Here is a 26,172-nt window from a genome sequence, read left to right as displayed (position 1 = left end):
GATGAGGAGCTGCACAGATGAATGGCATTCATCATGTCCTGGATTTGAGCTTGTTTACCCTAAGGTAATCAAGAAACAGGTAAATAAAGAAAAAAGCCCTCGCCCAAAGAATGTGGGCGGGGTGAGTAGTTGTTTAATCTGTTATTGTAACTGAGCTAAAATTAAAGGCCAGCGTGATTCAAATTCTACTGTGGGTCGATAACGGAATTCTGAACGTACAAAACGCGACAACATTCCTTCACAAAATGCGAGCAGTTGGCTTGCAAGAAGGGATTCATCATGCAGAAAACCATGCCCATCTCGTATTTTTTTCTCTTTTAATACTTGGCGTAATTGTGACTCTATTCGTTCAAATAATTGGTTTATACGACCTTGCAGCCTATCTTGCTCAAACATCAGGGCGTGGCCGGTCATAATACGGGTCAGCCCCGGGTTTTTCTCTGAAAAGCCTAAAATAAGGGCTAAAATCAGTTTAATGCGAGTTAGCGTATCTTTCTCATCGCTTAGGATAAGATTGATGCGCGAAACTAAAGAGTCCTCGATAAACTCAATTAAGCTATCGAACATTTTCGTTTTACTCGGAAAATGACGATAAAGTGCAGCTTCAGATACTCCTACAGTTGCTGCAAGCTTTGCAGTTGTAATTCGTTGACTACCATCACTACTTTCTAACATCAGCGCCAGAGACTGCAAAATCTCTTCACGTCTGTTGCGTTTTTTTGTTATCGCTTTTTCTGCCATGTCTGATAAGACCCCTGCTAAAACAGCAAAACAAACTATCTAAAATTTTGCCCCGAGTAAATAGAAAATAAAGGGCAAAAAGTAGATAAAAGAGCACGATATCGATAAAGTTCGGCTGGCTTAAAAGGGCATATGCTTGTTGTATCGTTAGATGGTATATACTTGTGACCTTGCATGTGGCATGTAAAGTGACCATTTTCAGCCTTCGAGGGACGAGTTTCTTACCCGCGAACTTTTTATCAATGGAACCTTACTTGCCACTTGCGCGACTTAGCGTATTAGCTCCTCAGTTAAATCATAAAGAGGAGAGCTAGTAGGCTAAGCCATCAATTTATCTTAAAAAGCTGACAAAATAACAGCCTATATTTCACGAATTGCTATTGTTGTCAGTTTCGAGATAGGGTCTGTTAGGACGTATACCTCGTTTAGATAAACATATCGCTACCAACAAAATACCCTTTAAAGCAACTAAACTGTCGTACTAAAATGATACCGTCTATTTTTCGCTAAACTCACTGATAAGTTTATTTGTTATTCCATCATGAAATATGGATTTGGTATTATCAGTAAAGCTAAGAATTAGGAGTAAGCAAATTTATTGACGTCCTGAATGTCCGAAGCCTCCAGCGCCTCGTTCTGTCGCATCAAAGTCATCGACAATATTAAATTCAGCTTGAACGACTGGAACGAAAACCATTTGGGCCATTCGTTCGCCCGGTTCAATGGTAAATGTCTGGTTGCCTCTGTTCCAGACAGACACCATCAATTGCCCTTGATAGTCAGAGTCAATCAATCCAACTAAATTACCAAGTACAACACCATGTTTATGGCCAAGACCGGAACGCGGTAGGATGACTGCTGCTAGCTGCTCATCAGCGATATGAATCGCGAGGCCAGTAGGGATTAACTCTGTTTGACCCGGCGCTAAATCGATTGGTGCATCAAGGCAAGCACGCAGATCTAATCCCGCTGAGCCAGTCGTTGCATAAGTTGGTAAAGGAAACTCGTTACCAATACGGGGATCAAGAATTTTCAGATCAATTTTTTTCATAACGTTGAAGTATCTCGTCTAATAAACGGTGGCTTAATTCAAGTTTACTACTGTGTGGTAAACGGGTGTCGCCAAAAGCATCAAAAATATGCAGTGCATTGTTATCACTGTTAAAACCATTATCAGCGAGCGAAACATCATTCGCACAAATTAGGTCTAACTGTTTTTGTTGGCGTTTCTGACGTGCGTATTCTTCCACATTCTGGGTTTCGGCTGCAAATCCAACCACATAAGGGCGATGTTGTGCTAATTGGCCAACACTGGCAACAATATCAGGATTTTTGACTAATGTAATGGCAACTTCATCACCCTGTTTTTTAATTTTATTTTCAGCAATTGTTTTTGCACGGTAGTCAGCGACAGCCGCACAACCGATAAAGATATCTTGCTCAGTGATAGTTTGGTGCACTTTTTCGTACATATCGAGAGCACTGATAACATCAATTCGCGTGACTCCTGCCGGTGTCGCTAAAGTCACTGGGCCTGCAATTAAAGTCACTTGTGCACCACGTTGACTGGCTGCTTCAGCAATAGCGAACCCCATTTTTCCTGAGCTGTGATTACTAATAAAGCGGACTGGGTCTAAATCTTCACGGGTAGGCCCTGCCGTAATCATAATTTTTCGATTTTGTAAGTCAGTTCGAGAACGGAAGTGTTCACAGGTAAAACGTATAATCTCTAATGGATCGAGCATTCTTCCTGGGCCGATGTCACCGCAGGCTTGGCTGCCATCATCTGGCCCCCAAATCATACATTGACGTTGTTTCAGTTTGATTAAATTTTCTTGTGTCGCCGTTGCTCGATACATTTGTTGATTCATGGCAGGAACAACCGCAAGCGGCGCAGCCGAAGCTAAACAAATGGTGGTCAATAAATCATTCGCCATACCAGCACTTATTCGAGCAATTAAATCTGCTGTAGCTGGCGCTAATATGATGATATCGGCCCATTTAGCGAGCTCAATATGGCCCATTGCTGCTTCCGCCGCTGGGTCGAGTAAATCGTCAGAGACGGGATGACCAGAAACCGCCTGCAATGTTAAAGGTGTAATAAAGGCTTTTGCCCCATGAGTCATAACAACGCGGACTATAGCACCCTCATCACGTAAGCGACGAGTGAGCTCAGGAATTTTATATGCGGCAATACCACCACTTATGCCGAGGACTATTTTTTTACCTAATAGCTGTGCCATCGTTTTATCCATCTAATCATCGTGAAGAGCATATTATCATATCAGAAGTGTCAGCGAGAGTACTGTATATATCATCACCCTTTTATTTTTTGCGAAGCGTTACGCAAATCAACAATTGATGTGTTGTTGTCGTTACCGCCTATGTATAGAAAGAGAAGCAGCAAGGGGCATAAGGGGGTGATAATGGAGCATGAAGAGAGCTTAAAGCCAAGGGAGAAAATATTGGCGTATGGTGCCGCAACGCTGACGGATGCAGAGTTATTGGCTATTTTTTTACGAACGGGTAGCCAAGGCGAATCCGTTTTACAACTTGCGGAGCGTTTGTTGAAAGAGTTCGGCTCTTTATACTTACTCTTACAGTCTGACTACACAAAGCTAGCAAAATGCAAAGGTGTCGGTGTTTGTAAATTCTCTCAATTTCAGGCGATTAGTGAGATCGCACGGCGTTTTTTTACTGAACAATTTTTATATGAAGATGTGATCTCTGAACCTAACCATTTAAAAATACGATTACTTGAATTGTTTGCTGGGCAAGAAAGAGAAGTTTTTGTGGTACTCTTTTTAAACAATCAACATCAAATTATTAGTTATGAAGAACTCTTTAAAGGAACTATCAATCGGGTAGAGGTTCATCCCAGAGAAATTATTCGTTATGCCATGAAAATGAATGCAAGTGCGGTCATCTTGGCGCATAATCACCCATCAGGCAATGCAGAGCCTAGCGAAGCGGATAAACAAGTGACTTTTCGTATTAAAGATGCTTGTAGCTTAGTGGGAATTAAATTGCTTGACCATTTTGTTGTTGGACATAAAAATTGTGTTTCATTTCTTGAACGAGGGTGGTTGTAAAAGCATTTTTTTGACTAAAAAATGACAACTTTTGCCGCATTGGGCTTGAGTGAGAACGATTGAAAGCGTATACTACGCCACCTTTGAGGATCTTGGGTTTGGCGAGAAGAGCCTATCTCAGTAAATTTTTTACTAAGATGATAACATTCTTTTCAGTCAATAAAGTTTGCTGAGATGGGCTCCTAAGCCTGACGAGGCGGCCATACCCAGAACAAAAAAGCTCGAGCTGATTAGATTTTTGGAGAATAGACATGTCACGAGTCTGCCAAGTTACTGGCAAGCGTCCAATGAGCGGTAACAACCGTTCACACGCATTAAACGCGACCAAGCGTCGTTTTTTGCCAAACCTGCACTCTCATCGTTTCTGGGTTGAGTCTGAGAAACGTTTCGTAACGCTGCGTGTATCTGCTAAAGGCATGCGCATTATCGATAAAAAGGGTATTGATGCTGTTCTTGCTGAACTGCGTGCCCGCGGTGAGAAGTACTAAGGAGCTAAAAAATGGCTAAAGGTATTCGCGAGAAAATCAAGCTGGTTTCTTCTGAAGGTACTGGTCACTTCTATACCACGACGAAGAACAAGCGCACTATGCCTGAAAAACTGGAAATGAAAAAATTCGATCCAGTTGTTCGTAAGCATGTGATCTACAAAGAAGCGAAAATTAAATAATTTTTGTTTTCTTATTAAAAAACCCAGCTTTGGCTGGGTTTTTTATTTTCAAAATCAAAAAACTATACTTATACGCATTCAAGGCTATATCGATTATTCCTAAAGTAGTAACATGTTCGTTCTTGATTGAATTAATAGTGTTAGTTTTTGTCAAAGAACTATGTCATTTTGCGTATAGATATCATTAAGAGTGTCTGGTGAAAAAACAGTTTAAAAAAATTCTTGTTATCAAGATGCGGTTTCATGGGGATATGCTACTGACTACGCCTGTGATCAGTACATTAAAGCAAAACTATCCTGATGCCGAGATTGACGTGTTACTTTATCAAGATACGATCCCTATTTTGTCTGAAAATAGGGAAATCCATGCCTTGTATGGAATTAAAGGTAAGAAGGCTAATGGGCTCAGTAAAGCCTGTAACTTTGTCAATTTGTTATTAAAATTACGTCGTAATAAGTATGATTTGGTTGTAAATCTTGCAGACCAATGGATGATATCAGTGCTTGTGCGGGCTATCCCTGCTCAGGTAAAAATTTCACATAAATTTGCTCATCGAGAGTCGACGTTTTGGCATAATAGCTTTACCCATTTGACTGCACCTCACGGTGAACACGTTGTTATGAACAATCTTTCTGTTCTTGAACCGTTAAAAATCAATAACCTTAAAACAGATTTAACGATGTCATATGCAGAGCAAGATTGGAAAAAGATCGATCAGCAGCTATTGGAACTTGGTGTTCATAGCAGCTATGTCGTCATCCAGCCAACGGCACGGCAGATATTTAAGTGTTGGGATGATGAAAAATTTGCGGAAGTCATTGATGCGTTGCAATCCCGTGGTTACCAAGTGGTATTGACTTCTGGGCCAAGTCAAGATGACCTTGATTGTGTTGAAAATATTGCATCCCATTGCCACACTAGGCCCATCACTGAGTTGGCGGGTAAAACGACATTTCCTGAACTTGGTGCACTCATTGCCCACTCTGCGTTATTTATCGGTGTAGATTCTGCCCCAATGCACATTGCAGCAGCGGTCAAAACACCCATAGTTTGTTTGTTCGGTGCAACCAACCATGTATTCTGGCGTCCGTGGAGTGAAAACGTAGTGCAATTCTGGGCGGGTGACTATGAAGCTATGCCACCACGCGAGAAACTCGATAGAAATAAAAAATACCTTTCTATCATTCCTGCATCTGACGTTATCAAGGCAACAGAAAAAATGTTGCCGATGAATATTCGTTCAATAATGACAAGGTTCTAATATGATTTTGGCATTTTGTCTGTACAAGTATTTTCCGTTTGGTGGTTTACAACGTGATTTCTTACGTATTGCGTTAGCGTGTCAGGCAAGAGGGCATCATATCCGCGTTTATACTCAATCTTGGCATGGTGAGAAACCTGCTGGTTTTGAAATTATGATTGTACCAGTCACATCGAAAACCAATCATGGACGTAATGCACAATATTGTGAGTGGGTGCACGCTCATATCAAACAATATCCAGTAGACCGTATTATTGGTTTCAATAAAATGCCTGGCCTAGATGTATATTATGCGGCGGACGTTTGTTATGCAGAAAAAGTCGCTAATGAAAAAGGTTTTTTTTATAGGCTAACTCCCCGTTATAAGCATTATGCAACGTTTGAAAAGGCCGTATTTCAAGTAGGAAAACCTACCAAATTATTAATGCTGACTCCTCATCAAATTGCACATTTTAAAAAACATTATGCTACAGAAGCATCGCGTTTTTATATGCTACCGCCGGGTATTGCGCAAGATAGAAAATACGATAAGCAGATCCCCAATGCACGGCAAATTTATCGAGAAAAAAATCAGATACCTCCGTCAGCGTATTTGTTATTGCAGGTTGGTTCCGACTTTAAGCGTAAAGGAGTCGATAGAACCTTAAGAGCAATGGCAGCATTGCCTGAAGAGATTAAGAAAAATACGCGATTAATGGTTGTTGGGCAGGATAAACCTGAAAAATATCAGCGTCTAGCCAATACACTGGGCATAGGTCAACAAGTCTCCTTTTTTAGTGGGCGTAATGACGTTGCTGAGCTAATGGCAGCGGCAGATATTTTAATGCATCCAGCATACCAAGAAGCCGCGGGTATTGTGTTACTGGAGGCTATAACAGCAGGTTTACCTATTATTGTTACGGAAGTTTGTGGTTATGCCTCATTTATTGCTGATGCTCAATGCGGCATGGTGATCCGTGAACCATTTGAGCAAAAAACGTTAGATTCCGCGCTTTCAGAAAGTCTGCAAAATAAACAACAATTAAAAAATTGGGCAGAAAAGGCGCGGCATTTTGCGGATACAGAGGACTTATATAGTTTACCTGAAAAAGCGGCTGATATTATTTTAGGACATCTAGATGATTGAACTTAAAACACCTTTTAGTGATCTATGGAAAAATAAAGATCCTTTTGTGGAAACTGAGCAGTTAGAAGGTGAGGTGTTTCGTCAGCTAGAAAGTCGCAAAACATTGCGCTTTGAGCTTGGTGGAGAGAGCTATTTTATCAAAATCCATTATGGTACAAGTTTAAAAGAGGTGTTAAAAAACCTGTTTTCATTAAGGTTACCAGTATTGGGTGCTGATAGGGAATGGAACGCGATACATCGGCTAACAAAAGCGGGTGTGGATACGATGGATGGTCGTGCATTTGGGCAAAAGGGGATGAACCCGCTACGTCGACATTCCTTTATTATTACGAAAGATTTAACGCCAACGATCAGTTTGGAAGATTACTGTGCCAATTGGTCAAGCCTAGCGCCTGATTTTACAGTCAAACAATTGATTATTCGCCGTGTTGCTCAAATGGTACGTAAAATGCACGCCGTTGGTATAAATCACCGCGACTGTTATATTTGCCATTTTTTACTACACTTGCCTTTTTCAGGTGAAGAGCAGGACTTGAAAATCTCGGTGATAGATTTACATCGAGCACAACTCAGAAAAAAGGTTCCAATACGTTGGCGTGATAAAGACCTTATTGGGTTATACTTTTCTTCATTAAATATCGGCCTAACAAGCAGAGATATTTTCCGTTTTATGAAAGTTTACTTTGATTTGCCTTTACGAGATATTTTAAAAGAAGAACAGGCTTTGATACTCAAAGCGGGAAGCAAAGCAAAAAAAATCCAAGAGCGTACAAAGCGCCGTGGTTTATAGATAAACAATTTGTTGGGGTCTTATATGGTCGTTGAATTTGATAAAATGATACAACAAGTTATCCCGCTCGGTGTGTCAGACTTAGATATTTCATCTTATTTTCATGTCGCCTATGGCATTGATCATCATTTTTTATATGGCTGTGGCGTATCTATTGCCTCGTTGTTGATGCACAATGAGCATACCAATTTTTCTTTTCATGTATTTATAGACGATTCAATTAGTGATGCGGATTTAGCTCTGTTTAGGGAGCTCAGTGACGACTATAATGTACAAATCACCCTCTATATAATTAATTCTAGTAGTATAAAAACACTTCCGACGACTAAGAATTGGACGCATGCCATCTATTTTCGATTTATTGTTGCCGAATATTTTATCAATAAAATAGATTATCTATTGTATTTAGATGCCGATGTTGTTTGTAATAATTCGATTGAAGGGCTGACTCAGTTAGACTTACAAAATAAAGTGGCTGCGGTTGTCACTGAAAGGGATGAAAATTGGTGGAAAAAACGGGCTCAAACGTTAGGTTTCCCCGAAGTATCCGCTGGCTATTTTAATAGTGGTGTGATGTATGTAAATTTAGCCGCTTGGGAAGAAAATCAGGTTACAAAAAAATCAATGTCATTGCTTATGGATACGAATATTAATCATAAGATTAGTTATCCTGACCAAGATGTATTAAATATATTATTAGCAGATAAAGTCATTTATTTGGATGCTGTTTATAATACACAATTTAGCTTAAATTATGAGTTAAAAGATCAATTTCACTATCCTGTTACTCAAAACACTATTTTTATTCACTATGTTGGGCCAACGAAACCTTGGCACGAATGGGCTACTTATGAAACAGCCAAGCCTTTCTCTGATGCTCGATCAGCGTCACCTTGGAATAAAGTACCATTATTAAAGGCTAAAAGTAGCAACCATTTACGTTATTGTGCGAAGCATAATATCAATCAAGGCCACTATCTATTTGGATTTCTTCTCCATTTTAGGTACTTATTATCTAAGCTTAGTAAATAATTAACATTTACGTTTTAGTGAAAAGTAGCATAAAACAATATTTTATTATTGGAGATAAATGATGAATTTTAATATCCATGACATAGTGACTGAGAGATATGTTTTAAACGATAGTGATGAAGACTTAAATGAAAAATGCCTTAATATCGTTTATGGCTCAGATGAAAACTACCAGTTTGGAGCAGGAGTTTCAGCAGTATCTTTGTTAATTAATAATCCTAGTACATCTTTTAGATTCCACTTTTTTTTGGATACGATAAATCCTAATTTTGTTGATAAATTAAAATGGATTGCTGAACAATTTTCAACACAAATAATTGTGTATAAACTGAATCACGATTTTTTAGAGAAATTACCTGCCTGTGACGTTTGGTCATCAGCAATGTATTTTAGGCTGATCGCGCTTGATTATTTAGCTTTTCATTATGATTATGCACTATATCTCGATGCAGATGTAGTATGTCATAGTGAACTAAATTTAGATGCCAATATTCTTAGCCAAGTTATTTGTGGTGTTGTTCTTGATAGTGAAATGGTGAGAAGCAAAAGTGGGTCAAGGTTGGGTGTACCTGAATTAAGTACACGGTACTTTAATTCAGGCGTGATGTTTATTAATTTAAAAAAATGGCAAGAACATGAAGTGACTAAACGTTGTTTAGCACTATTATCTGCATCGGATGCAAAGCAACGTTATAAATACCCTGACCAGGATGTGTTGAATTTAATTCTGGTGGATAACCAAGTTCAGCTTAATCAGCGTTTTAATACTATTTATACCTTAAAGAATGAGCTATATGATCGAAGCCATAAAAAATATCAACAGGTGATCACGGATAATACCACGTTGATACATTATACAGGGATCACTAAGCCATGGCATACTTGGGCAAACTACCCGTCTGCTAAGCCTTTTTATATCGCTCTTGAGCAGTCGCCATGGTGTAAAAATGATTTAAAATCAGCAAGTAAATTTGTTGAAAGAAAAAAAGAATATAAGCACTTATTGAAACAAAAAAAGATTGTTGCTGGCTGTCTGTGTGGAATCCAATACTTGTTGATGAAAGTTTTTCGAAATAAAAAATAGTAATATGCTAAATAAATGGTTTTTACTGTGAAGTTTATTAATCCTTCCTTAGTCACTGTCTGTCGTGAGAATGAAGGGTACCCTTATTACTCAAAAGTGAATGATAGGCATTGTTTATGCATAGTGTTCACAAATTTTGCCTCTGTGAAAGGGATAATAATTGATATGCTGGATAGGGAAGCATATTGAATGCGTTCGATTGAGTTAAGGTAGCATCATAATGTCTTGATTTTTATCGTATATCAATATTATTGTAGATGTTAACATTTCGATTTATATATTTTCAGAATATTATGAATAGATACTAGGTTATGATAGAATTTTTGTATGTTCTGTAGTTGTTTGATTTGGACTGAAAATAAAAACAGTCTTCCGGTTACAAAACAGGTATCGAACAATAATATTCAGTAAGGTCAACAAAATGTTAAGCCATGAAATGATCAAATCTCTAGTTGAAATAAGTGGTAGCAAAGCTAGTGATGGTGATAAAGCGTATTTTCATATTGCTTATGGGGTTGATGAAAAGTTCCTCTACGGTGTTGGTACATCAATCTCTTCGATACTCCTTAACAATAAAGAGACGCATTTTCATTTCCATATTTTAGTTGATAGCTTAGTTGACGAGAATCTTTTTCAGCAGTTAATTGCAAATAGTTACCATAAAATCACGGTTTATCTGATCGACATCCAAGAATTTAGACGCTTACCATTGCCATCACCTGCTTGGAGTCACGCCATCTACTTTAGATTAGTGATTATTGATTATCTGTCTCAATCAATCGATAAATTATTGTATTTAGATGCGGATATTATTTGTAAAGGCAATCTCGAATATCTAAAAACATTAGAATTTAATGAGCATGTTTACCTTTATGCTGTAAAAGATAAATTTTGCAGTGAAAAGAAACAGTTGCCTATGGATATGAGCAAATACTTTAACTCTGGGTTTTTATATATGTCGATTCAGCAAATGGTGAAAGCAGACATACCCAACAGAGTTATTGAATTAGTAAAAAATAATAATTTTACTCATCCAGATCAGGATGCATTGAATATTTTATTAAATGATAAACTGGTTAATATAGGTGAAAATTTCAACTTTATGTTTTCTTTAGATTGGTATATTACCAGCAAAAGAAGCACTGATAATATACCAAATGATGTTGTTTTTATTCACTTTGTCGGATTAACTAAACCATTTCATGAATGGGCTATTTTCTATAAAGAGTATCAGTTTTTTGATATTGCACGACAGAATTCGCCTTGGAAGAATATTCCCTTGCTCAAAGCCGAAAATTACAAGCAATTATCTCGCAAAAAATCACATCTAAGAAAAAATAGAAAGTTTTTTCAATTTTTATTAGCAACAGTTGAATATATAAACAAGAAAATATTTCATTGATATCATGCTGACACTGTCAGCATGAATATGACTAATGGATGCGCTTTTGGTTAATTAAGATAGCAACGAAAATATTGTATAGGAAGAAAATATCTAAAAATATAAATTCAAAGAGGCAGTAGATTAAAAAATAGCCAATAGAGGAGGCAAAGATACCCACATTTAAAATATTTTTTTGTAATTTTATATTTCTCATTAAATCTTTTAAGTTAATAACATAAGCAATAATAAATAATAGCAACCCACCTAAACCTACATTATATAAGATGTTTAAGAAAAATGGGTCATCATTATTATGTACATATTCATTTTTGCGTTGTGAAAATTTTCCGCCACCACGAAATCTTTCTGCATTATTATCATTCAGATACTGGTTGTAAGAGACAGAACCATACCCAACACCAAATAGAATATTTTTAGTTTGATTCATAAAAATAGGGAAACGTGTCATCACAATTTTGTCTCTACCTGATGAAATGTTTTTTGCGTCTAGAGTTTGGTTTATCTTATTTTTTACTTGAGGAATGGTGGTATAAGCGATGGTTGTAACACTTAAAGAGGCAATGGCAAAAATAACAATGTATAAAGTAAATTTTTTAATACTTTGAGAAAACAAAAATAAAATAATTAATGTTTCAATAACTACAGTAAGTACGCCTCCACGACTACCAGTATAAAGTAAAAAACAAAATGCAAAAATGGATAAAATAAACATTGCTACTTTTAATAGATTATTTTTAAAAATAAATAAGGCAGTAAAGGTAAATGGAAAAAGCAATGTTGTATAGTGAGCAAAACCATACCTAAGCTGTAAAAATAGAGGTAAGTCACTATCTTTAAATTGTTTTAATATTGGAGATATAAAAAGAGTAAATGCCAAAGTGGCAATCAAGGCATAACTTATTGTTTTTATTGATTTTGATTCGTTATTTTTGAATGCGATTAAAAATAACGTAATGATAATGACATAGCGCCAGTCATTGAAAAATTCTTTCAGCGCTTCTAGTGTAAATTGAGAGTAAGTAAAAAATATCGCGCATAAAATGCACCATAAGCTAAATAAAAAGAATACTTTTCGTCCTCTAACTAACTGAATAAGGTCATCTTTGATATTTATTTTATTTTTAATAATGGTATAGACAGTATAGAGAAAGAGTAAGACAGCAGAAATATTTAACACGCCTTGAGTATCATTTGTAAACATACCCAATATGACAAGGGAAACTAATAAAAAAGGAAATTGACTAATAATATAGTTTTTTATATTCACAAGTTTGCCTATCGATTGCTGTCAGATTTTTGTCGGTGATCAAAAGTGACGATATTGTGTTAGATAACGGATCTTTGATTGCTAATAGGCGAATTGTATTTATCATATACTTGAATGTCCAGTTGATCAGTGGGTTAACATGGTCAGTTCGTTTAAGGTATTTTGATTTTTATATTAATCATATCGCTGTTTAAGGATCTATTCATGCCAGAGCTACCCGAGGTTGAAACCAGCCGCAGAGGCATAGAGCCTCATCTCGTCGGTAATATTATCCAATATGCCGTAGTGCGTAATGGCCGTTTACGTTGGCCTGTTTCAGAACAGATCAAAAGTTTATCTGATGAGGTTATTTTAAGTGTTCAAAGGCGTGCGAAATATCTATTAATTGAACTACAACAAGGTTGGATAATCATTCATCTCGGTATGTCGGGCAGCTTACGCATTTTGTTAGAAGAGTTGCCTGAAGAAAAGCATGACCATATTGATTTAGTATTAAAGGATGGCAAGGTTTTGCGTTATACCGACCCGAGACGCTTCGGGGCTTGGTTATGGTGTGACGACCTTGCGACGAGCTCTGTCTTGGCACATTTAGGGCCTGAACCTCTTTCGGATGAGTTTAATGCTCAATATTTATTTGAGCAGGCAGCAAAACGAAAAATTGCTATCAAGCCTTGGCTGATGGATAACAAGGTGGTCGTCGGGGTGGGGAATATTTATGCGAATGAAGCGCTATTTGCGGCAGGTATTTCGCCAGAAAAAATCACGAATACATTAACGCTTGAGCAATCAGAGGGTTTGGTTACACAAATTAAGAAAGTATTGCGGCGTTCCATTGAACAAGGTGGAACAACGTTGAAAGACTTTTTACAGTCTGATGGTAAGCCTGGTTACTTTGCTCAAGAATTATTTGTTTATGGTAAAAAAGGGGAACCTTGTTTGATGTGCGGGACGCCGATTATGAGTATCAAACAAGGTCAACGCAGTACTTTTTATTGCCCTCAATGCCAAAAATAATTTAAATTTTATTGAGTTTTTTTAGCATCGCTTCTGCAACGATCGGTGGTAGGAAAGAAGAGATATCACCATCATGAAGAGCAACATCTTTGATCAGTGATGATGAAACGAACGACAAGCTTTGTGAAGGAAGTAGAAATACCGTTTCTAATTCAGGCACAAAATGGCGGTTCATATTGGCGAGTTGCCATTCATATTCGAAATCAGCGACTGAGCGAACGCCACGGATCAAGATGTTGGCACCATGCTTTTGTGCGAAGTTAGCCATGAGCTCTGAGAAGCCAACGACTTCTACGTTATCTAAATGTGCGGTAACGTTTTGCGCAAGTTCCACGCGTTCTTCAAGGGTAAACATAGGGCTTTTGCGTTGGCTATTGGCGATGGCGAGTAACACATGGTCAAACATTGCTGCTGCACGAGAAACAATATCAATATGGCCTGATGTTATGGGGTCAAAGGTGCCAGGGTAAATCGCTTTGTGTTTCATAAATTGTTATCTCGTTGTTTATTAATACTTATTTATATGAATTTAAATTAAGTAATATGTGCATATCATCAACATTATCGACTATTAAGGGGAGTTGCAACTCACGAATAGCCGCTTAAGTTAATTTCAAGTCTATTTTTAGGTGCATATTCTGCACACTTTCATAAAAGGTTTATGTTAAGATAGCGCCAATTTTAGTAAGTGAATCAGATCGAATGTTATTGCGTTTATATCAGGTACTGCTTTATCTTATCCAACCACTCATTTGGATTCGTCTATTAGTGCGAGGTCGCAAGGCTCCCGCGTATCGTAAACGCTGGGGAGAACGCTACGGCTTTTGCGCCGGTAAAGTTGCGCCAGGTGGTATCCTGTTACATTCCGTCTCTGTTGGTGAAACACTTGCTGCTGTGCCTTTAGTAAGAGCACTACGACATCACTACCCATCATTACCAATAACAGTGACAACGATGACCCCAACGGGTTCTGAACGTGTGGTATCCGCATTTGGTGATGATGTTTATCATGTTTATCTCCCTTATGACCTTCCTGGCTCGATGCGCCGTTTCCTCAACCACGTTGATCCTAAGCTGGTCATCATTATGGAAACGGAATTATGGCCTAATATGATTAATCAGCTTAATCGCCGACAAATTCCATTAGTGATTGCTAACGCACGGTTATCAGAACGTTCTGCCGCGGGTTACCAAAAACTGGGTAGTTTCGTGAAGCGTATGTTGCGGAATGTCACGATGGTAGCAGCACAACATCAAGAAGATGGGGAACGCTTCATTAAGCTTGGTTTAAGACGGGTGCAATTGAATGTGACGGGTAGCTTGAAGTTTGATATTTCGGTGACACCGGAACTTGCTGTTCGTGCAGTCACATTACGTCGGCAATGGGCAGCACATCGGCCCGTTTGGATCGCAACGAGTACTCACGAAGGTGAGGAAGCCATTGTTTTAGATGCCCATCAACAGCTACTTACCCAGTTCCCTGATTTATTATTAATTTTAGTGCCTCGTCATCCTGAACGTTTTAGCAAAGCGGAAGAGTTGACACGTAAAGCAGGACTAAAATTCATCCGGCGCAGCGAGGGGATTGTTCCTACCGCAGAGACACAAGTCGTGATCGGCGATACGATGGGCGAATTGATGTTGCTGTATGGAATTGCGGATTTGGCGTTTGTCGGTGGCAGCCTTGTGGAAACCGGTGGACATAATCCCCTTGAGGCAGCCGCTCATGCATTACCTGTATTAATGGGGCCACATACATTTAACTTTAAAGATATTTGTGGAAAGTTAAAGCAAGCGGATGGCCTAATCACGGTGACTGACAGTGATTCGATGACACAAGCCGTGACAAGTCTTTTATCAGACGAAGATTATCGTTTGTATTATGGGCGTCATGCAGCAGAAGTATTACATGAAAATCAAGGCGCATTACAACGGTTGCTCAAGCTGTTACAGCCTTATTTACCTCCTAGAGAACAATAATTTTAGTCATTATCTTTAATTCAGAATTTTTTAACTTGAATAAAACGACAATAGATAATGACTATTTGTCTACTCTTCTTATTATTCACTATAAACTATAGTAGAATCTGCCGTTTAATTTCCATTACGACTATTCGCCTTATGTTTCTGTAAGTTATAAAAGGGCTGAATAGATGGTGGGTACCTTTACTTGATTATTTAAGACAGTATGCCAACAATCAATCAATCAACATCAAACAAATATGTTTATTTATGGGTCATTGGCTATGCGGTTGCATGGATTTTAGCCAGTTTCTATTTAGACCCCACTGTACCTTATGATACGGTAGAGGCCGTTAACTGGGGGATGAATGGGGAGTGGGGATCACCTAAAAATCCTTGGTTTGTTGGTGCACTTATGTGGCCAGCTATCCACTTAGGTATATCCTACAGCTTTTATTGGTACTTTATTCATTTTGTCGGTATTGCCTTCGGTTTATTAGGCGTTTGGAAATTAGCCTATTATTTAACAGAACGTCGTGATTTAGCGTGGTTCGCGATGCTCATGTTGAATTTATCGGGTGTCATTAATTTTGATATCATCCCTTATAATGATAACTATATTTTAGTCACTTTCTGGGCTTGGATAATCTATTTCTTCCTACGTGCTGTTTATGAAAACCCAACATGGTGGCTGTTATTCGCGCTATGTGCTGGGTTAGCGACAATGGGTAAATACTCCACGTTATCCCTTGTAGGCTCAGTATTTCTCTTGACGTTATTCGTTAAGCAAGTTCGTCAAAGTTATCGCTACCCTGTTTTCTATTTAGCGATAGCCCTTTGGTTCGCCATTGTACTACCTAACTTCTTTTGGCTAATGGCCAGTGATTTTTCTGCCTTTAAGTGGGTAGATTCACAGATCGACCCAGGTTTTAATTTACATACGACCCAAGCCGCGTTAAGCGTATTTTATCCTTTAATTATTGCGGCAATTATTTTGTATTGTTGCGGTGGGAAATTAGGTTGGCCAAAAACTCTGGCGAATCGAATGGCAAATTTTTTAGTCCTTTTCCCTCTTATCGTTATTTATGGTTGGTTTTCCTTCCATGATGGTGGTCGTATTACTGAGTGGCTACAACCCTTTATGGCGGCCTGTGCTCCGTTATTTATTGGTTCGATAACGGTTATGCCAACGAAGTCGTTAAGAAAACCACTCATTGGCTTAGCCATTTTTGGTGTCGTTGTTTTGTTAGGTTACTGCATTGTGCAGGCCGCAAATATCCGAGGGGCAGGCCAAAAGTTTATTGGTGTAAAAACGCTGATTGCAGAAGGTGAAGAGCGTTGGTATCAACGTTATGGGGTTCCCTTAAAATATGTTGGAGGGGAAGATAACTTACACCAATGGTTTATTATTTATGCTAAAGATAGACCACATGTGATCCAGCCTTGGACTCTTGAGCATCATATGCCGCCAAATGTGTATAACCGTGGCATTACCGAAGAAGAAATTCGCCAGCATGGCGCTATCTTATTGGGGCGTAAGTATGATGACTGTGCTCATGAAAACTTTGATAAAGTTCGTAAATATTGGCCACAGTTCAGGATAGAAAAAGAAGATGTTATTTACCGCTCTGAGCCGGATGCCGAACCTGAAACCATGTGTTTTGGCTTTATCGCGCCTGAGAAATCCAAATAAACGACAATAAGCGGCGATATTGCCGCTTATTTTTTTACACTAAGCGATGATGGCTCATAATAAGCAGTAAACGGATTAAAGAGAGTCTTTTAATTGAGCAAAGACAGTAGCCGCTTCGATAGTGTCCATCGTGTGTTTATCCGACTTAATTTCATGCTGTTCTAAACCATAACCACCAATTAACCCAGGGTCTGTTGGGCCGAATAGGGTGAAATTTGGTTTATCTAAGGCCGCGGTTAAATGGCTAAGACCTGTATCAACAGAGACGACCGCCTTCGCATTAGCAATCTGTAGAGCCACTTCCGCTAAGGTTAATTTAGGCAAAACGTCGACAAAATTAAATCCATCCGCGAGGCGTAATGCTCTTTGGCGTTCATGTTCAGCACCCCACGGCAGCTTTATTCTTAAACCACTTTCCGCCATTAATGCAATAAGTTCCCGCCAGTGGCTTTCAGGCCAGTGTTTATCATCACGGGTCGTTGAATGCAAAAATACGACGTAATCATCTGTTATGACCGTCGGTGCATGTAAAAAATGTTGAGCGATTGCGTAGTCACCTTGTGTGTTGGGGCAATCATAGCCAAGGCTTGCGGCAAATAGTTGGCGAATACGCTCTACTGCGTGTTGTTGCTTACTGATTTGATATTTATAGTCGTAAAAAAAACTGGCAATTGGTTCCCGAATACTATGGCGATCATAGCCATGTTTCGGACCATCTGCGAGGCGAGTGACCAGAAATGCGCTTTTTAATAAGCCTTGTGCATCAATAATGGCATCATAATGCGTCGCGGTAAGCTGCTGGCGAAATTGAGCACGTTCGGCTCGGATTGGCGCAGAGAACCAATTCTTACGCCAACGACGAATGGCGACAGGGATCACTTGATGAACGGCGCTGTGCCATGTTGGGATCTGGGCAAAGCCTTCTTCTACTACCCAGTCAAATTGAATCTCTGGGAAGGCCAGTTGTGCATCCGTTAATGCCGGTAGGGAGTGTAAAACATCGCCCATCGATGAGGTTTTAACTAACAGTACACGCATTAATCGACACCTATGTGTAATCGCGCTAATGCCTCAATCACTAATTGCGGTTGAATATCAATTAAGCTTTGGTGATAGCCACTTTCCCCATCACCTTTACGGACTTTATGGTAGCCACTGATTAAACGAATCACTTCTGCTTGATGGGATAGTGGAGGTGTAAAATCGGGGCTACTCGGGCCATAGAGTGCGACAAGCGGTTTACCTAATGCAGCGGCGATATGCATTAATCCGGAATCATTACTAATAACCGCTTGGCAACTGGCAATAAGGCTGACAGCTTGCTCTAAAGATGTTTTTCCCGCAAGGTTACTGCAATGTTCGTTGGCACTGTCTGTTAGGCTTGCGCGAATTTCTTCGCCTACATCATGATCTTTTTGTGAGCCAAATAAGAGAACTTGATAGCCTTTTTCACTGATCAGTTGTTCAGCGAGGGCGGCATAATGATAATGGGGCCAGCGTTTTGCCGGGCCAAATTCGGCGCCGGGGCAAAAGCCAATGATGGGGCGCGTTGTATCGATGCTAAAAACATTCATCGCATCGGTAACTTCTTGTTCGTTAACGACAAGTTTGGGCCACAAAATAGGCTCAGGAATATCTGCTGCACTATGAATAGTGTGCTTATCATAAGCCAATGCTACATAGCGCTGTACCATTAATGGAAATGCGCTCTTATCTAATATACGTAGGTCATTGAGTAATCCATAACGCATCTCACCACGCCAGCCGGTCCGTTTAGCAATTTTAGCAAAGAAAGGCACGAGCGCAGATTTAAAGGAATTAGGGAGAACAATCGCTTGGTCATAACCATTATGGCGTAAGCTAAGACCAAGCTGGCGACGCTCACCGATAGCGAGCGCACCATGACCTAATGGCATTGGGATGGCTGCATTGACCTCGGGCATTTTGGCTAATAGTGGACGGCACCATTGCGGAGCCATCACATCAATTTGTGCTTGAGGATATTGAGCCTTGATTGTGCGATATAGGCTCTGTGACATCATCATATCCCCTACCCAAGAGGGGCCGATCACCAATATTTTCATAAAGTATGTATTAGTCTTCTTTATTCAGCCATTGCATATATTCGGCAACACCTTCAGCAACCGTTTTGAAGGGGGCTTTGTAGCCAGCCGCACGTAATTTAGTCATATCCGCTTGTGTGAAGCTCTGATAGCGGCCTTTGAGTTTTTCTGGGAATTCAATGTATTCAATAGCAACATTTTTGTCATTATGGAAGTGTGTTACGGCATCTGCCACCGCTTGGAATGATTCCGCACGGCCTGTTCCACAGTTAAAGATCCCAGAAACATTATTCTGCCAGAACCATAAATTAACGGCTGCCACATCACCAACATAAATAAAGTCACGGCGAAAACCATCGCTACCTTCAAAGAGTTTTGGTTGCTGCCCTTCATTAATCTGTTTATTTAGATGGAAGGCAACACTTGCCATGCTGCCTTTATGGTTTTCACGGGGGCCATATACGTTGAAATAGCGAAAGCCACAGATCTGTGATTGTGCTTCAGGTAAAATTTCACGTACATATTGGTCAAACAGGAACTTAGAATAACCATAAACATTAAGTGGTTTTTCAAATTCACGTTCTTCGATGAAGTTATCACTGCGGCCGCCATAAGTGGCTGCGGAGGAAGCATAAAGGAAAGGAATTTCACGCTCTAGACAAAAGTGCAGTAACTCTTTTGAATATTGGTAATTGTTATCCATCATATACTTACCATCCCACTCTGTCGTGGATGAGCAAGCACCTTCATGGAAGACCACATCGATATCACCAAAGTCATCACCAGCCATAATACCGGCAATAAAATCTTCTTTATCAATATAATCAGCAATATCGAGGTCAACAAGATTGGCGAATTTAGTTCCATCTTTCAGGTTATCTACGACTAGGATGTCTGTACGACCTGCATCGTTTAATGCTTTTACAATATTGCTACCAATAAAACCAGCTCCGCCAGTGACAATGATCATCGGGTGTACCTCAAGTGGTTAATGACATATGGAACATGAATCTATCCATAATTTACTCTAAATGTTTCGAGGTGCAGCTAGGCGATAAGTGAATGGGTCGCTAGGCGCATATATAAGTATGCGACTCGTGTGAATGAATGAAGTCAACAACGCTGCAACTTGAAGTATGACGAGTATAGCATTTCTCTGCGCTGACGACACCATAACGAATAGACAAACATTCTAGAAGTGACATTTTTTATAGGCTAATGAGCGTGATCTTGGCTACAAACTTGATTTATTTATGCTGTAGCTGTCGCGAGTTCTAGTATCTATGATTAAACTCTAAAAATTGAATTATAACAGGAATAAGTTATGTCAGAGTTATTTTATCAGCAGATTAAAGAACAATTAGTGCAAACGGAATCCGAAGGTTTATTCAAGCATGAACGGATAATAACGTCATCACAAGGTTCTGACATTGAAATCGTTGGTGGTCAACACGTTATCAATTTTTGTGCGAATAATTACCTTGGCTTAGCTAATCATCCTGAACTTATCGAAGCGGCAAAGCAGGGGATGGATAGCCACGGTTTCGGTATGGCATCCGTCCGCTTTATTTGTGGAACACAAGATAGTCATAAACAACTTGAGAAAAAATTAGCCGATTTCTTAGGTATGGAGGATGCCATTCTCTATTCCTCTTGTTTCGATGCGAATGGGGGATTGTTTGAAACCTTATTAGGCCCTGAAGACGCTGTCATTTCCGATGTGTTAAACCATGCATCCATCATCGATGGAATACGCCTGTGTAAGGCAAAACGCTATCGTTATTCTAATAATAACATGGCGGAACTACGACGTTGTCTAGAGGAAGCTAAAGCATCGGGGGCACGCCATATCTTGATTGCGACAGATGGTGTGTTCTCAATGGATGGCGTGATTGCTGATCTGAAAGCCATCTGTGACCTCGCTGATGAATTCCAAGCACTTGTCATGGTAGATGACTCCCATGCTGTTGGTTTTGTTGGTAAAAATGGTCGAGGCACTCATGAATATTGTGATGTGATGGGGCGAGTAGACATTATTACAGGGACGCTGGGGAAAGCACTTGGCGGGGCTTCTGGCGGCTATACCGCGGCAAAAAAAGAAGTCGTTGAGTGGTTACGCCAACGCTCTCGTCCCTACTTATTTTCCAACTCATTAGCACCCGCTATCGTTGCAGCCTCGATTAAAGTCATCGATATGATGAGTGAGGGGAATGAGCTACGTGAGCGGTTATGGCACAACGCGACACTATTTCGTGAAAAAATGACTGAAGCGGGTTTCACCCTTGCTGGTGCGGATCATGCCATTATCCCTGTGATGTTAGGGGATGCGGCGCTGGCGCAAGTTTTTGCGAATGAGCTACTGGAAGAAGGGATTTATGTTACGGGATTCTTCTATCCTGTTGTTCCTCAAGGGCAAGCACGTATCCGTACACAAATGTCTGCGGCGCATACAGAGGACGATATTTTACGAGTTGTTGATGCATTTACGCGTATTGGTAAAAAACTGAATGTCATTTCTTAATGGTAACTAAATAAGGCCGTTCTATGAAAGCACTGTCCAAATTAAAAGCAGAACCAGGTATATGGATGACAGATGTTCCAAAACCGGAACTCGGGCACAATGATGTGATGATTAAAATCCGTAAAACTGCAATCTGTGGTACGGATGTGCATATCTATAATTGGGATGAGTGGTCACAAAAGACCATTCCTGTACCTATGGTCGTCGGTCATGAATATGTTGGGGAAATTGTTGAAATAGGACAGGAGGTTAAGGGCTTTAAAATTGGTGACCGCGTTTCAGGTGAAGGGCATATCACTTGTGGACATTGTCGTAATTGTCGGGGAGGGCGTACCCATTTATGCCGTAACACGATAGGTGTCGGCGTGAATCGCCCTGGCTGTTTTGCTGAATACCTTGTACTGCCGGCATTCAATGCCTTTAAAATCCCCGATAATATTCCGGATGAAATTGCCGCGATATTTGATCCTTTTGGCAACGCAGTGCATACAGCATTATCGTTTGATTTAGTCGGGGAAGATGTGCTGGTTTCGGGGGCGGGGCCAATAGGTATTATGGCCGCAGCCGTCTGCCGACATGTTGGAGCTCGACATGTCGTGATCACTGACATCAATGACTATCGACTGGACTTAGCGAAAAAAATGGGCGTTACTCGAGCCGTGAATGTCGGGCGAGAAAATCTACAAGATGTGATGAAAGAGTTGGGTATGCAAGAAGGCTTTGATGTTGCTTTAGAGGTTTCTGGTTCTCCCGCGGCATTTCATACGATGTTAGATACGATGAATCATGGTGGTCGTATTGCATTATTAGGTATTCCCTCTTCTGAAATGGCCATTGACTGGGGAAAAGTGATCTTTAAGGGACTCTTTATCAAAGGCATCTACGGTCGAGAGATGTTTGAAACTTGGTATAAGATGGCAACGTTAGTACAGTCTGGCCTAGATCTCACCCCAATGATTACTCATCAATTTGCTATCGATGATTTCCAGAAAGGCTTTGATATCATGCGTTCGGGGCAATCAGGTAAAGTGATATTGAATTGGGATAAATGATAAAAATGCCAGTGGCTAGTGTGTGTAAGCAACTGGCAGGATGATTAAGGTTTTTGTTGGGTAAACAGTGACGGCTTTTTATTTGATAATAGAGGCCGTAACGTTTTATCTTGATAAATGGATTCAACAACAAACATCAAAAAATGGATGCCTTCAAGTTGAGTTGCCGAGGTGTTGTTCGGTAGCTCAAATTCACAAATGCCAATTTCAACAGGGGCTGGTGGCGTGGTTTGCGTGCCGTTAGGTGAGTCTTTTGACGACTGCTTAGGCTCTTCAGGTTGCATTTTAAGTGGTTGTTGCTCTTGAGGCTGCTGAGCACGATTTAATAGGGTGCTGACGTTAACTAACTCAATATCGCTGGGTAGTTGGGGTAAAAATTTCTGCAATGCCCGTACGGTGGATGGGTGTGGATGGCCAATTGCAATGGCATTACCGTGTTTACGCGCGTAGGCAACCGCTTTATTCAGCTGCGTCCGTGTCTCTTCTTCAGATTGATGGTTATCAAGAAATAGATGACGTCGGACGGTGGGAACGCCAAATTCTTTAGCGGCTTTCGCAACTTGGGTATTGCCAATCGTCACGCTGTCTAAAAAGAAAAAATTTGAGCGGGAAAGTGAACGCATGACATTACGCATACCTGGCAGGCTGGAAGTCATCTCACTGCCCATATGATTATTCATGCCTGTGGCATGAGGAACTTTACTTATCGCCCGTTGAATAATACGGTCAACCTCTTCTGCGCTCATTGAGGGGGCAAGCGTATTTTTTTCTAAAGGTTGCTGACTAAGTGGCTTCATCGGCATGTGGATCAAAATTTCTCGCCCTTGTTGATGCGCTTTGTTCGCAACGAGCTGCCCATGAGGTGAATCAGGTAGGATGGCAATGGTGATTGGCGTTGGCAGTGCCAATATTTGGTTATCTTCTTTGGTGCGATAGCCAAAATCATCAATGACTATCGCCAATTGTGCTGCACTAGCCTGAAGACTCATTATCAATAGAGATAACCCAATGAGTCGCTTAAAAGGCCGGTGTTTTAACATAATTATCTTCCTAACTGTTTGCTTGGTTATTTACCTAACCAAGGGCGAGGGTTAACAGTTTTACCCTGCCGGCGAATTTCGAAGTACAGCGCGGGACGTTCCTGCCCGCCACTACTTCCCACAAGTGCGATAGGTTGCCCAGCCCGAACTTCTTGTCCAACATTCACGAGTGCGCTTTGGTTATAGCCATATAAACTCATGTCGCCTTTACCATGCTCCACGACAACAACAAGGCCGTAGCCTTGTAACCAGTCAGCAAGTAGTACGCGGCCATCTGCAATGGCTTTGACTTGAGTCCCTTCATTGGCTCCGATCACCATACCTTTCCAGCGCAGCTCACCTGAAATGGCATCGCCATAATTATGTAGCGTCTGTCCACGTACTGGCCATAAAGCTTGCCCCGCAGGACGACCTAAGCCACCGGTTCGAGACATTAGTGAACGCTCACTCTCTGATGGCTTATAAGTTGAACCTGTTTGTTTCGCTTTACGTTCTTTTTCGGCAACCTCCGCACGGATACGAGCCGCCTCACGCGCTTCTCGTTCTGCTCTCGCTTTGGCTTCACGTTCTGCACGCGCTATCTTATCTCTTAGCCTTGACTCGTTTTGTTTCATCACAGCCAGATTTTTTTGATCTTCTTTCAACGTACTTTCAAGCGCTGAGAGTGTTTGCTTACGTGCAGCTTGCGCATTATCTAATTTACGTTTTTCTTGTTGCTGACGTGCTAAGGCTGTTTTTTGTTCAGCTTGTTTTTTCTGTTCAAGTTGCTTTTGCTGATTAAGTTCCAGAGTCGTGGCTTCAAGCTGTTTAATATTTTTTTCGCGTGCTTGGTTGAGATAGCTGTAGTAAGCCAAAATGCGCTCTTCACGCTGGCCTTCTTCACCCTTTAAAAATAATGATAAACCTTGGTGTTTACCTAATCGAAATGCGGCATCGAGTTGTTCCGCCAGTAATTTTTCATGCTCACTTTTTTGTTTTTGTAATCGATTAATGTTGCTATTTAACTCAGCAATGTCTTTGTCTAATTGTTTAAGCTGAGCTTGTGTGTTATGCAGTTCGCGTCCTGCTGCTGAAATACTTTTTTCTTGTTGTTGGAGCTGATTGAGTAGTGCGGATCGCTTGGCCTGCTGGTCTTTTACGCTTTTTTCTTTTTCAGCGATATTTTGCAGCAAATTTTGCAGTTGATCTTTGTTTTCTGTGATCTGATTGGCCGCTATTGCTTGCATCGGCAAGAGTGCGATGAAACCACAAGCGAACAGCGTTGAGGTAATAGCTTGACGAATAACGGCTATTTTCATCCAGTTATGTTTATTGGCCATTCTGATAGAAAACCTCGAATAAATGCGATAGCTGATTATTTCATCTGATAGCGATAGTTACCAGCACCCTATTCTGAATATCGTAACAAATAACATTCAACCAAGCGGTTTCAATTATCTTATGAAAGATAAACGATTTGGTAGTGATGCAATCATAATCATTTGTCATTCCATTGATTGTATCGTGTCTTACATCATTTTGTAGCATTAAATCAAATATTATCAGGATCTGTTAGTGCTTAGGGTGCTTTTTAATCTTGCGAATACGGATTGTACATAGGCTATTTTTGGTGACGACTAGGGCTTATGGTAAAATAGCAAAAGTGTCTATCTTGATAGACAAATGATATTTTGTTGGGAAAAGAGATTATTTCTGCGTACTGTTTCGCAAAAAAATCCATCTAGTTTGCGCTAACTGGCTGTAATTAGCTCAACACAAAGGTATACTCTGAACCCTTTGATATTCGTTTTTAACTAACGGGAGTGATTGCCCCCCATGATGCAAGAAATCATGCAATTCGTCAGCCGGAACATGTTGTTGAGTCTGGTTTGGATCGCGCTATTTGTCGCGGTGGTCGTAATGACCTTTAAAGGTCTGTTCTCTAAATCAAAAGTGATCACGCGCGCACAGGCGATTGCTCTGATTAATAAAGAAGAAGCCGTCATTGTGGATTTGCGTACACGTGACGACTTCCGCAAAGGGCATATTATTGATTCTATCAATTTAACGCCATCTGAAATTAAAGAGAATAATTTAGGTGAGCTAGAAAAACACAAGCAAAAACCAATAATTGTGGTTTCGGCGAGTGGCATGGAATCGGGTAAACCGGCTGAGCATTTAGTGCAACACGGTTTTGAAAAAGTCTTTGTCCTGAAAGAAGGGATTGCTGGCTGGTCAGGTGAGAATCTGCCGTTAGCTCGTGGTAAGAAGTAATTTATCCGACATGTAAATTGTAATAAACCTAACGATAACATTTGTGTGGTAACACATTATTTGAACGTCTGCCGGTCTATACAGTCAAATTCATATGGAAGTTAAAAG

The 26,172-nt window shown here is 40.2% G+C and carries 25 protein-coding genes; 15 read left to right on the top strand and 10 right to left on the bottom strand.

Features of this window, described 5'->3' with window-relative positions; genetic code table 11:
* Positions 1-141: 141 nt before the first annotated feature.
* From slmA to coaBC, 3 genes are all read right to left on the bottom strand, one after another.
* Complete coding sequence (gene slmA, locus M1F03_RS18550) at positions 142-741, bottom strand: nucleoid occlusion factor SlmA (protein WP_154622532.1); 600 nt, start codon at positions 739-741, stop codon at positions 142-144.
* A gap of 595 nt (positions 742-1,336) precedes the next feature.
* Positions 1,337-1,792 carry a dUTP diphosphatase gene (gene dut, locus M1F03_RS18545; RefSeq protein ID WP_154622533.1) on the bottom strand — a complete coding sequence of 152 codons (456 nt, stop codon included), beginning with the start codon at positions 1,790-1,792 and terminating at the stop codon, positions 1,337-1,339.
* Positions 1,779-2,984 carry a bifunctional phosphopantothenoylcysteine decarboxylase/phosphopantothenate--cysteine ligase CoaBC gene (gene coaBC / locus M1F03_RS18540; RefSeq protein ID WP_251464809.1) on the bottom strand — a complete coding sequence of 402 codons (1,206 nt, stop codon included), beginning with the start codon at positions 2,982-2,984 and terminating at the stop codon, positions 1,779-1,781. Before coaBC ends, dut begins: the two co-directional genes overlap by 14 nt.
* Positions 2,985-3,164: 180 nt before the next feature.
* On the opposite strand from coaBC, the gene radC reads away from it, so the two are divergent.
* From radC to M1F03_RS18495, 9 genes are all read left to right on the top strand, one after another.
* Positions 3,165-3,833 carry a RadC family protein gene (gene radC, locus M1F03_RS18535; RefSeq protein WP_163863676.1) on the top strand — a complete coding sequence of 223 codons (669 nt, stop codon included), beginning with the start codon at positions 3,165-3,167 and terminating at the stop codon, positions 3,831-3,833.
* 251 nt (positions 3,834-4,084) lie between these two features.
* Positions 4,085-4,321, top strand: coding sequence for a 50S ribosomal protein L28 (gene rpmB / locus M1F03_RS18530; RefSeq protein ID WP_004924239.1), 237 nt, complete (start codon positions 4,085-4,087; stop codon positions 4,319-4,321).
* A gap of 11 nt (positions 4,322-4,332) precedes the next feature.
* Positions 4,333-4,500, top strand: coding sequence for a 50S ribosomal protein L33 (gene rpmG / locus M1F03_RS18525; protein ID WP_004924244.1), 168 nt, complete (start codon positions 4,333-4,335; stop codon positions 4,498-4,500).
* Positions 4,501-4,697: 197 nt separating this feature from the next.
* Positions 4,698-5,762: a lipopolysaccharide core heptosyltransferase RfaQ gene (rfaQ, locus tag M1F03_RS18520; protein WP_247047557.1), complete on the top strand. Its 1,065-nt coding sequence runs from the start codon at positions 4,698-4,700 to the stop codon at positions 5,760-5,762.
* Between the two features lies 1 nt (position 5,763).
* Entirely contained in the window at positions 5,764-6,888 is a 1,125-nt protein-coding gene (locus M1F03_RS18515) for a glycosyltransferase family 4 protein (RefSeq protein WP_154622536.1), read from the top strand.
* The gene (rfaP, locus tag M1F03_RS18510; RefSeq protein WP_251464808.1) at positions 6,881-7,678 is read left to right on the top strand and encodes a lipopolysaccharide core heptose(I) kinase RfaP; all 798 of its coding nucleotides are present in this window, start codon (positions 6,881-6,883) and stop codon (positions 7,676-7,678) included. The genes M1F03_RS18515 and rfaP overlap by 8 nt, the downstream gene beginning before the upstream one ends.
* A 24-nt stretch (positions 7,679-7,702) precedes the next feature.
* The gene (locus tag M1F03_RS18505) at positions 7,703-8,710 is read left to right on the top strand and encodes a glycosyltransferase (protein ID WP_196714190.1); all 1,008 of its coding nucleotides are present in this window, start codon (positions 7,703-7,705) and stop codon (positions 8,708-8,710) included.
* Between the two features lie 58 nt (positions 8,711-8,768).
* On the top strand, positions 8,769-9,794 hold the full coding sequence (locus tag M1F03_RS18500; RefSeq protein ID WP_231131875.1) for a glycosyltransferase family 8 protein: 1,026 nt from the start codon (positions 8,769-8,771) through the stop codon (positions 9,792-9,794).
* A gap of 421 nt (positions 9,795-10,215) precedes the next feature.
* Complete coding sequence (locus tag M1F03_RS18495) at positions 10,216-11,196, top strand: glycosyltransferase (protein ID WP_251464807.1); 981 nt, start codon at positions 10,216-10,218, stop codon at positions 11,194-11,196.
* Positions 11,197-11,227: 31 nt separating this feature from the next.
* On the opposite strand, the gene M1F03_RS18490 is transcribed toward M1F03_RS18495, so the two are convergent.
* Positions 11,228-12,466, bottom strand: a complete 1,239-nt coding sequence (locus M1F03_RS18490; protein WP_251464806.1) for an O-antigen ligase family protein — start codon at positions 12,464-12,466, stop codon at positions 11,228-11,230.
* A 204-nt stretch (positions 12,467-12,670) separates the two neighbouring features.
* Between M1F03_RS18490 and mutM the strand changes: the two genes are divergently transcribed.
* On the top strand, positions 12,671-13,480 hold the full coding sequence (gene mutM, locus M1F03_RS18485) for a bifunctional DNA-formamidopyrimidine glycosylase/DNA-(apurinic or apyrimidinic site) lyase (protein ID WP_196714187.1): 810 nt from the start codon (positions 12,671-12,673) through the stop codon (positions 13,478-13,480).
* Between the two features lies 1 nt (position 13,481).
* Here the strand turns inward: mutM and coaD are convergent, their stop codons facing one another.
* Entirely contained in the window at positions 13,482-13,967 is a 486-nt protein-coding gene (gene coaD / locus M1F03_RS18480) for a pantetheine-phosphate adenylyltransferase (RefSeq protein ID WP_154624184.1), read from the bottom strand.
* A gap of 215 nt (positions 13,968-14,182) precedes the next feature.
* Between coaD and waaA the strand changes: the two genes are divergently transcribed.
* The gene (gene waaA / locus M1F03_RS18475; RefSeq protein WP_154624183.1) at positions 14,183-15,460 is read left to right on the top strand and encodes a lipid IV(A) 3-deoxy-D-manno-octulosonic acid transferase; all 1,278 of its coding nucleotides are present in this window, start codon (positions 14,183-14,185) and stop codon (positions 15,458-15,460) included.
* Between the two features lie 208 nt (positions 15,461-15,668).
* Positions 15,669-17,135: an ArnT family glycosyltransferase gene (locus tag M1F03_RS18470; RefSeq protein WP_154624182.1), complete on the top strand. Its 1,467-nt coding sequence runs from the start codon at positions 15,669-15,671 to the stop codon at positions 17,133-17,135.
* Between the two features lie 75 nt (positions 17,136-17,210).
* Here M1F03_RS18470 and rfaC read toward each other — a convergent pair whose 3' ends face one another.
* Genes rfaC through rfaD form a run of 3 tightly spaced genes read right to left on the bottom strand, consistent with a single transcriptional unit; the run spans position 17,211 to position 20,168 of the window.
* Positions 17,211-18,173 (bottom strand): lipopolysaccharide heptosyltransferase RfaC, encoded by a 963-nt coding sequence (rfaC, locus tag M1F03_RS18465; RefSeq protein WP_251464805.1) that lies wholly within the window; start codon positions 18,171-18,173, stop codon positions 17,211-17,213.
* Positions 18,173-19,219 carry an ADP-heptose--LPS heptosyltransferase RfaF gene (gene rfaF / locus M1F03_RS18460; RefSeq protein ID WP_154624180.1) on the bottom strand — a complete coding sequence of 349 codons (1,047 nt, stop codon included), beginning with the start codon at positions 19,217-19,219 and terminating at the stop codon, positions 18,173-18,175. The genes rfaC and rfaF overlap by 1 nt, the downstream gene beginning before the upstream one ends.
* A 10-nt stretch (positions 19,220-19,229) precedes the next feature.
* On the bottom strand, positions 19,230-20,168 hold the full coding sequence (rfaD, locus tag M1F03_RS18455) for an ADP-glyceromanno-heptose 6-epimerase (RefSeq protein ID WP_196714183.1): 939 nt from the start codon (positions 20,166-20,168) through the stop codon (positions 19,230-19,232).
* 354 nt (positions 20,169-20,522) lie between these two features.
* Between rfaD and M1F03_RS18450 the strand changes: the two genes are divergently transcribed.
* The gene (locus M1F03_RS18450) at positions 20,523-21,719 is read left to right on the top strand and encodes a glycine C-acetyltransferase (RefSeq protein ID WP_251464804.1); all 1,197 of its coding nucleotides are present in this window, start codon (positions 20,523-20,525) and stop codon (positions 21,717-21,719) included.
* Positions 21,720-21,742: 23 nt separating this feature from the next.
* Positions 21,743-22,771 carry an L-threonine 3-dehydrogenase gene (tdh, locus tag M1F03_RS18445; RefSeq protein ID WP_251464803.1) on the top strand — a complete coding sequence of 343 codons (1,029 nt, stop codon included), beginning with the start codon at positions 21,743-21,745 and terminating at the stop codon, positions 22,769-22,771.
* Between the two features lie 44 nt (positions 22,772-22,815).
* On the opposite strand, the gene M1F03_RS18440 is transcribed toward tdh, so the two are convergent.
* Both M1F03_RS18440 and envC read right to left on the bottom strand, forming a co-directional pair.
* On the bottom strand, positions 22,816-23,811 hold the full coding sequence (locus M1F03_RS18440) for a divergent polysaccharide deacetylase family protein (RefSeq protein ID WP_269723497.1): 996 nt from the start codon (positions 23,809-23,811) through the stop codon (positions 22,816-22,818).
* A gap of 26 nt (positions 23,812-23,837) precedes the next feature.
* Positions 23,838-25,130, bottom strand: coding sequence for a murein hydrolase activator EnvC (gene envC / locus M1F03_RS18435; RefSeq protein WP_163863391.1), 1,293 nt, complete (start codon positions 25,128-25,130; stop codon positions 23,838-23,840).
* A 496-nt stretch (positions 25,131-25,626) separates the two neighbouring features.
* Here envC and M1F03_RS18430 point away from each other — a divergent pair, with 496 nt between their 5' ends.
* Positions 25,627-26,064 carry a rhodanese-like domain-containing protein gene (locus M1F03_RS18430; RefSeq protein ID WP_154624174.1) on the top strand — a complete coding sequence of 146 codons (438 nt, stop codon included), beginning with the start codon at positions 25,627-25,629 and terminating at the stop codon, positions 26,062-26,064.
* Positions 26,065-26,172: the final 108 nt, after the last annotated feature.

Source organism: Providencia sp. PROV080 (assembly GCF_033688105.1).
Lineage (GTDB): Bacteria > Pseudomonadota > Gammaproteobacteria > Enterobacterales > Enterobacteriaceae > Providencia > Providencia zhejiangensis.
This window is presented reverse-complemented; position numbering and strand designations above follow the sequence as displayed.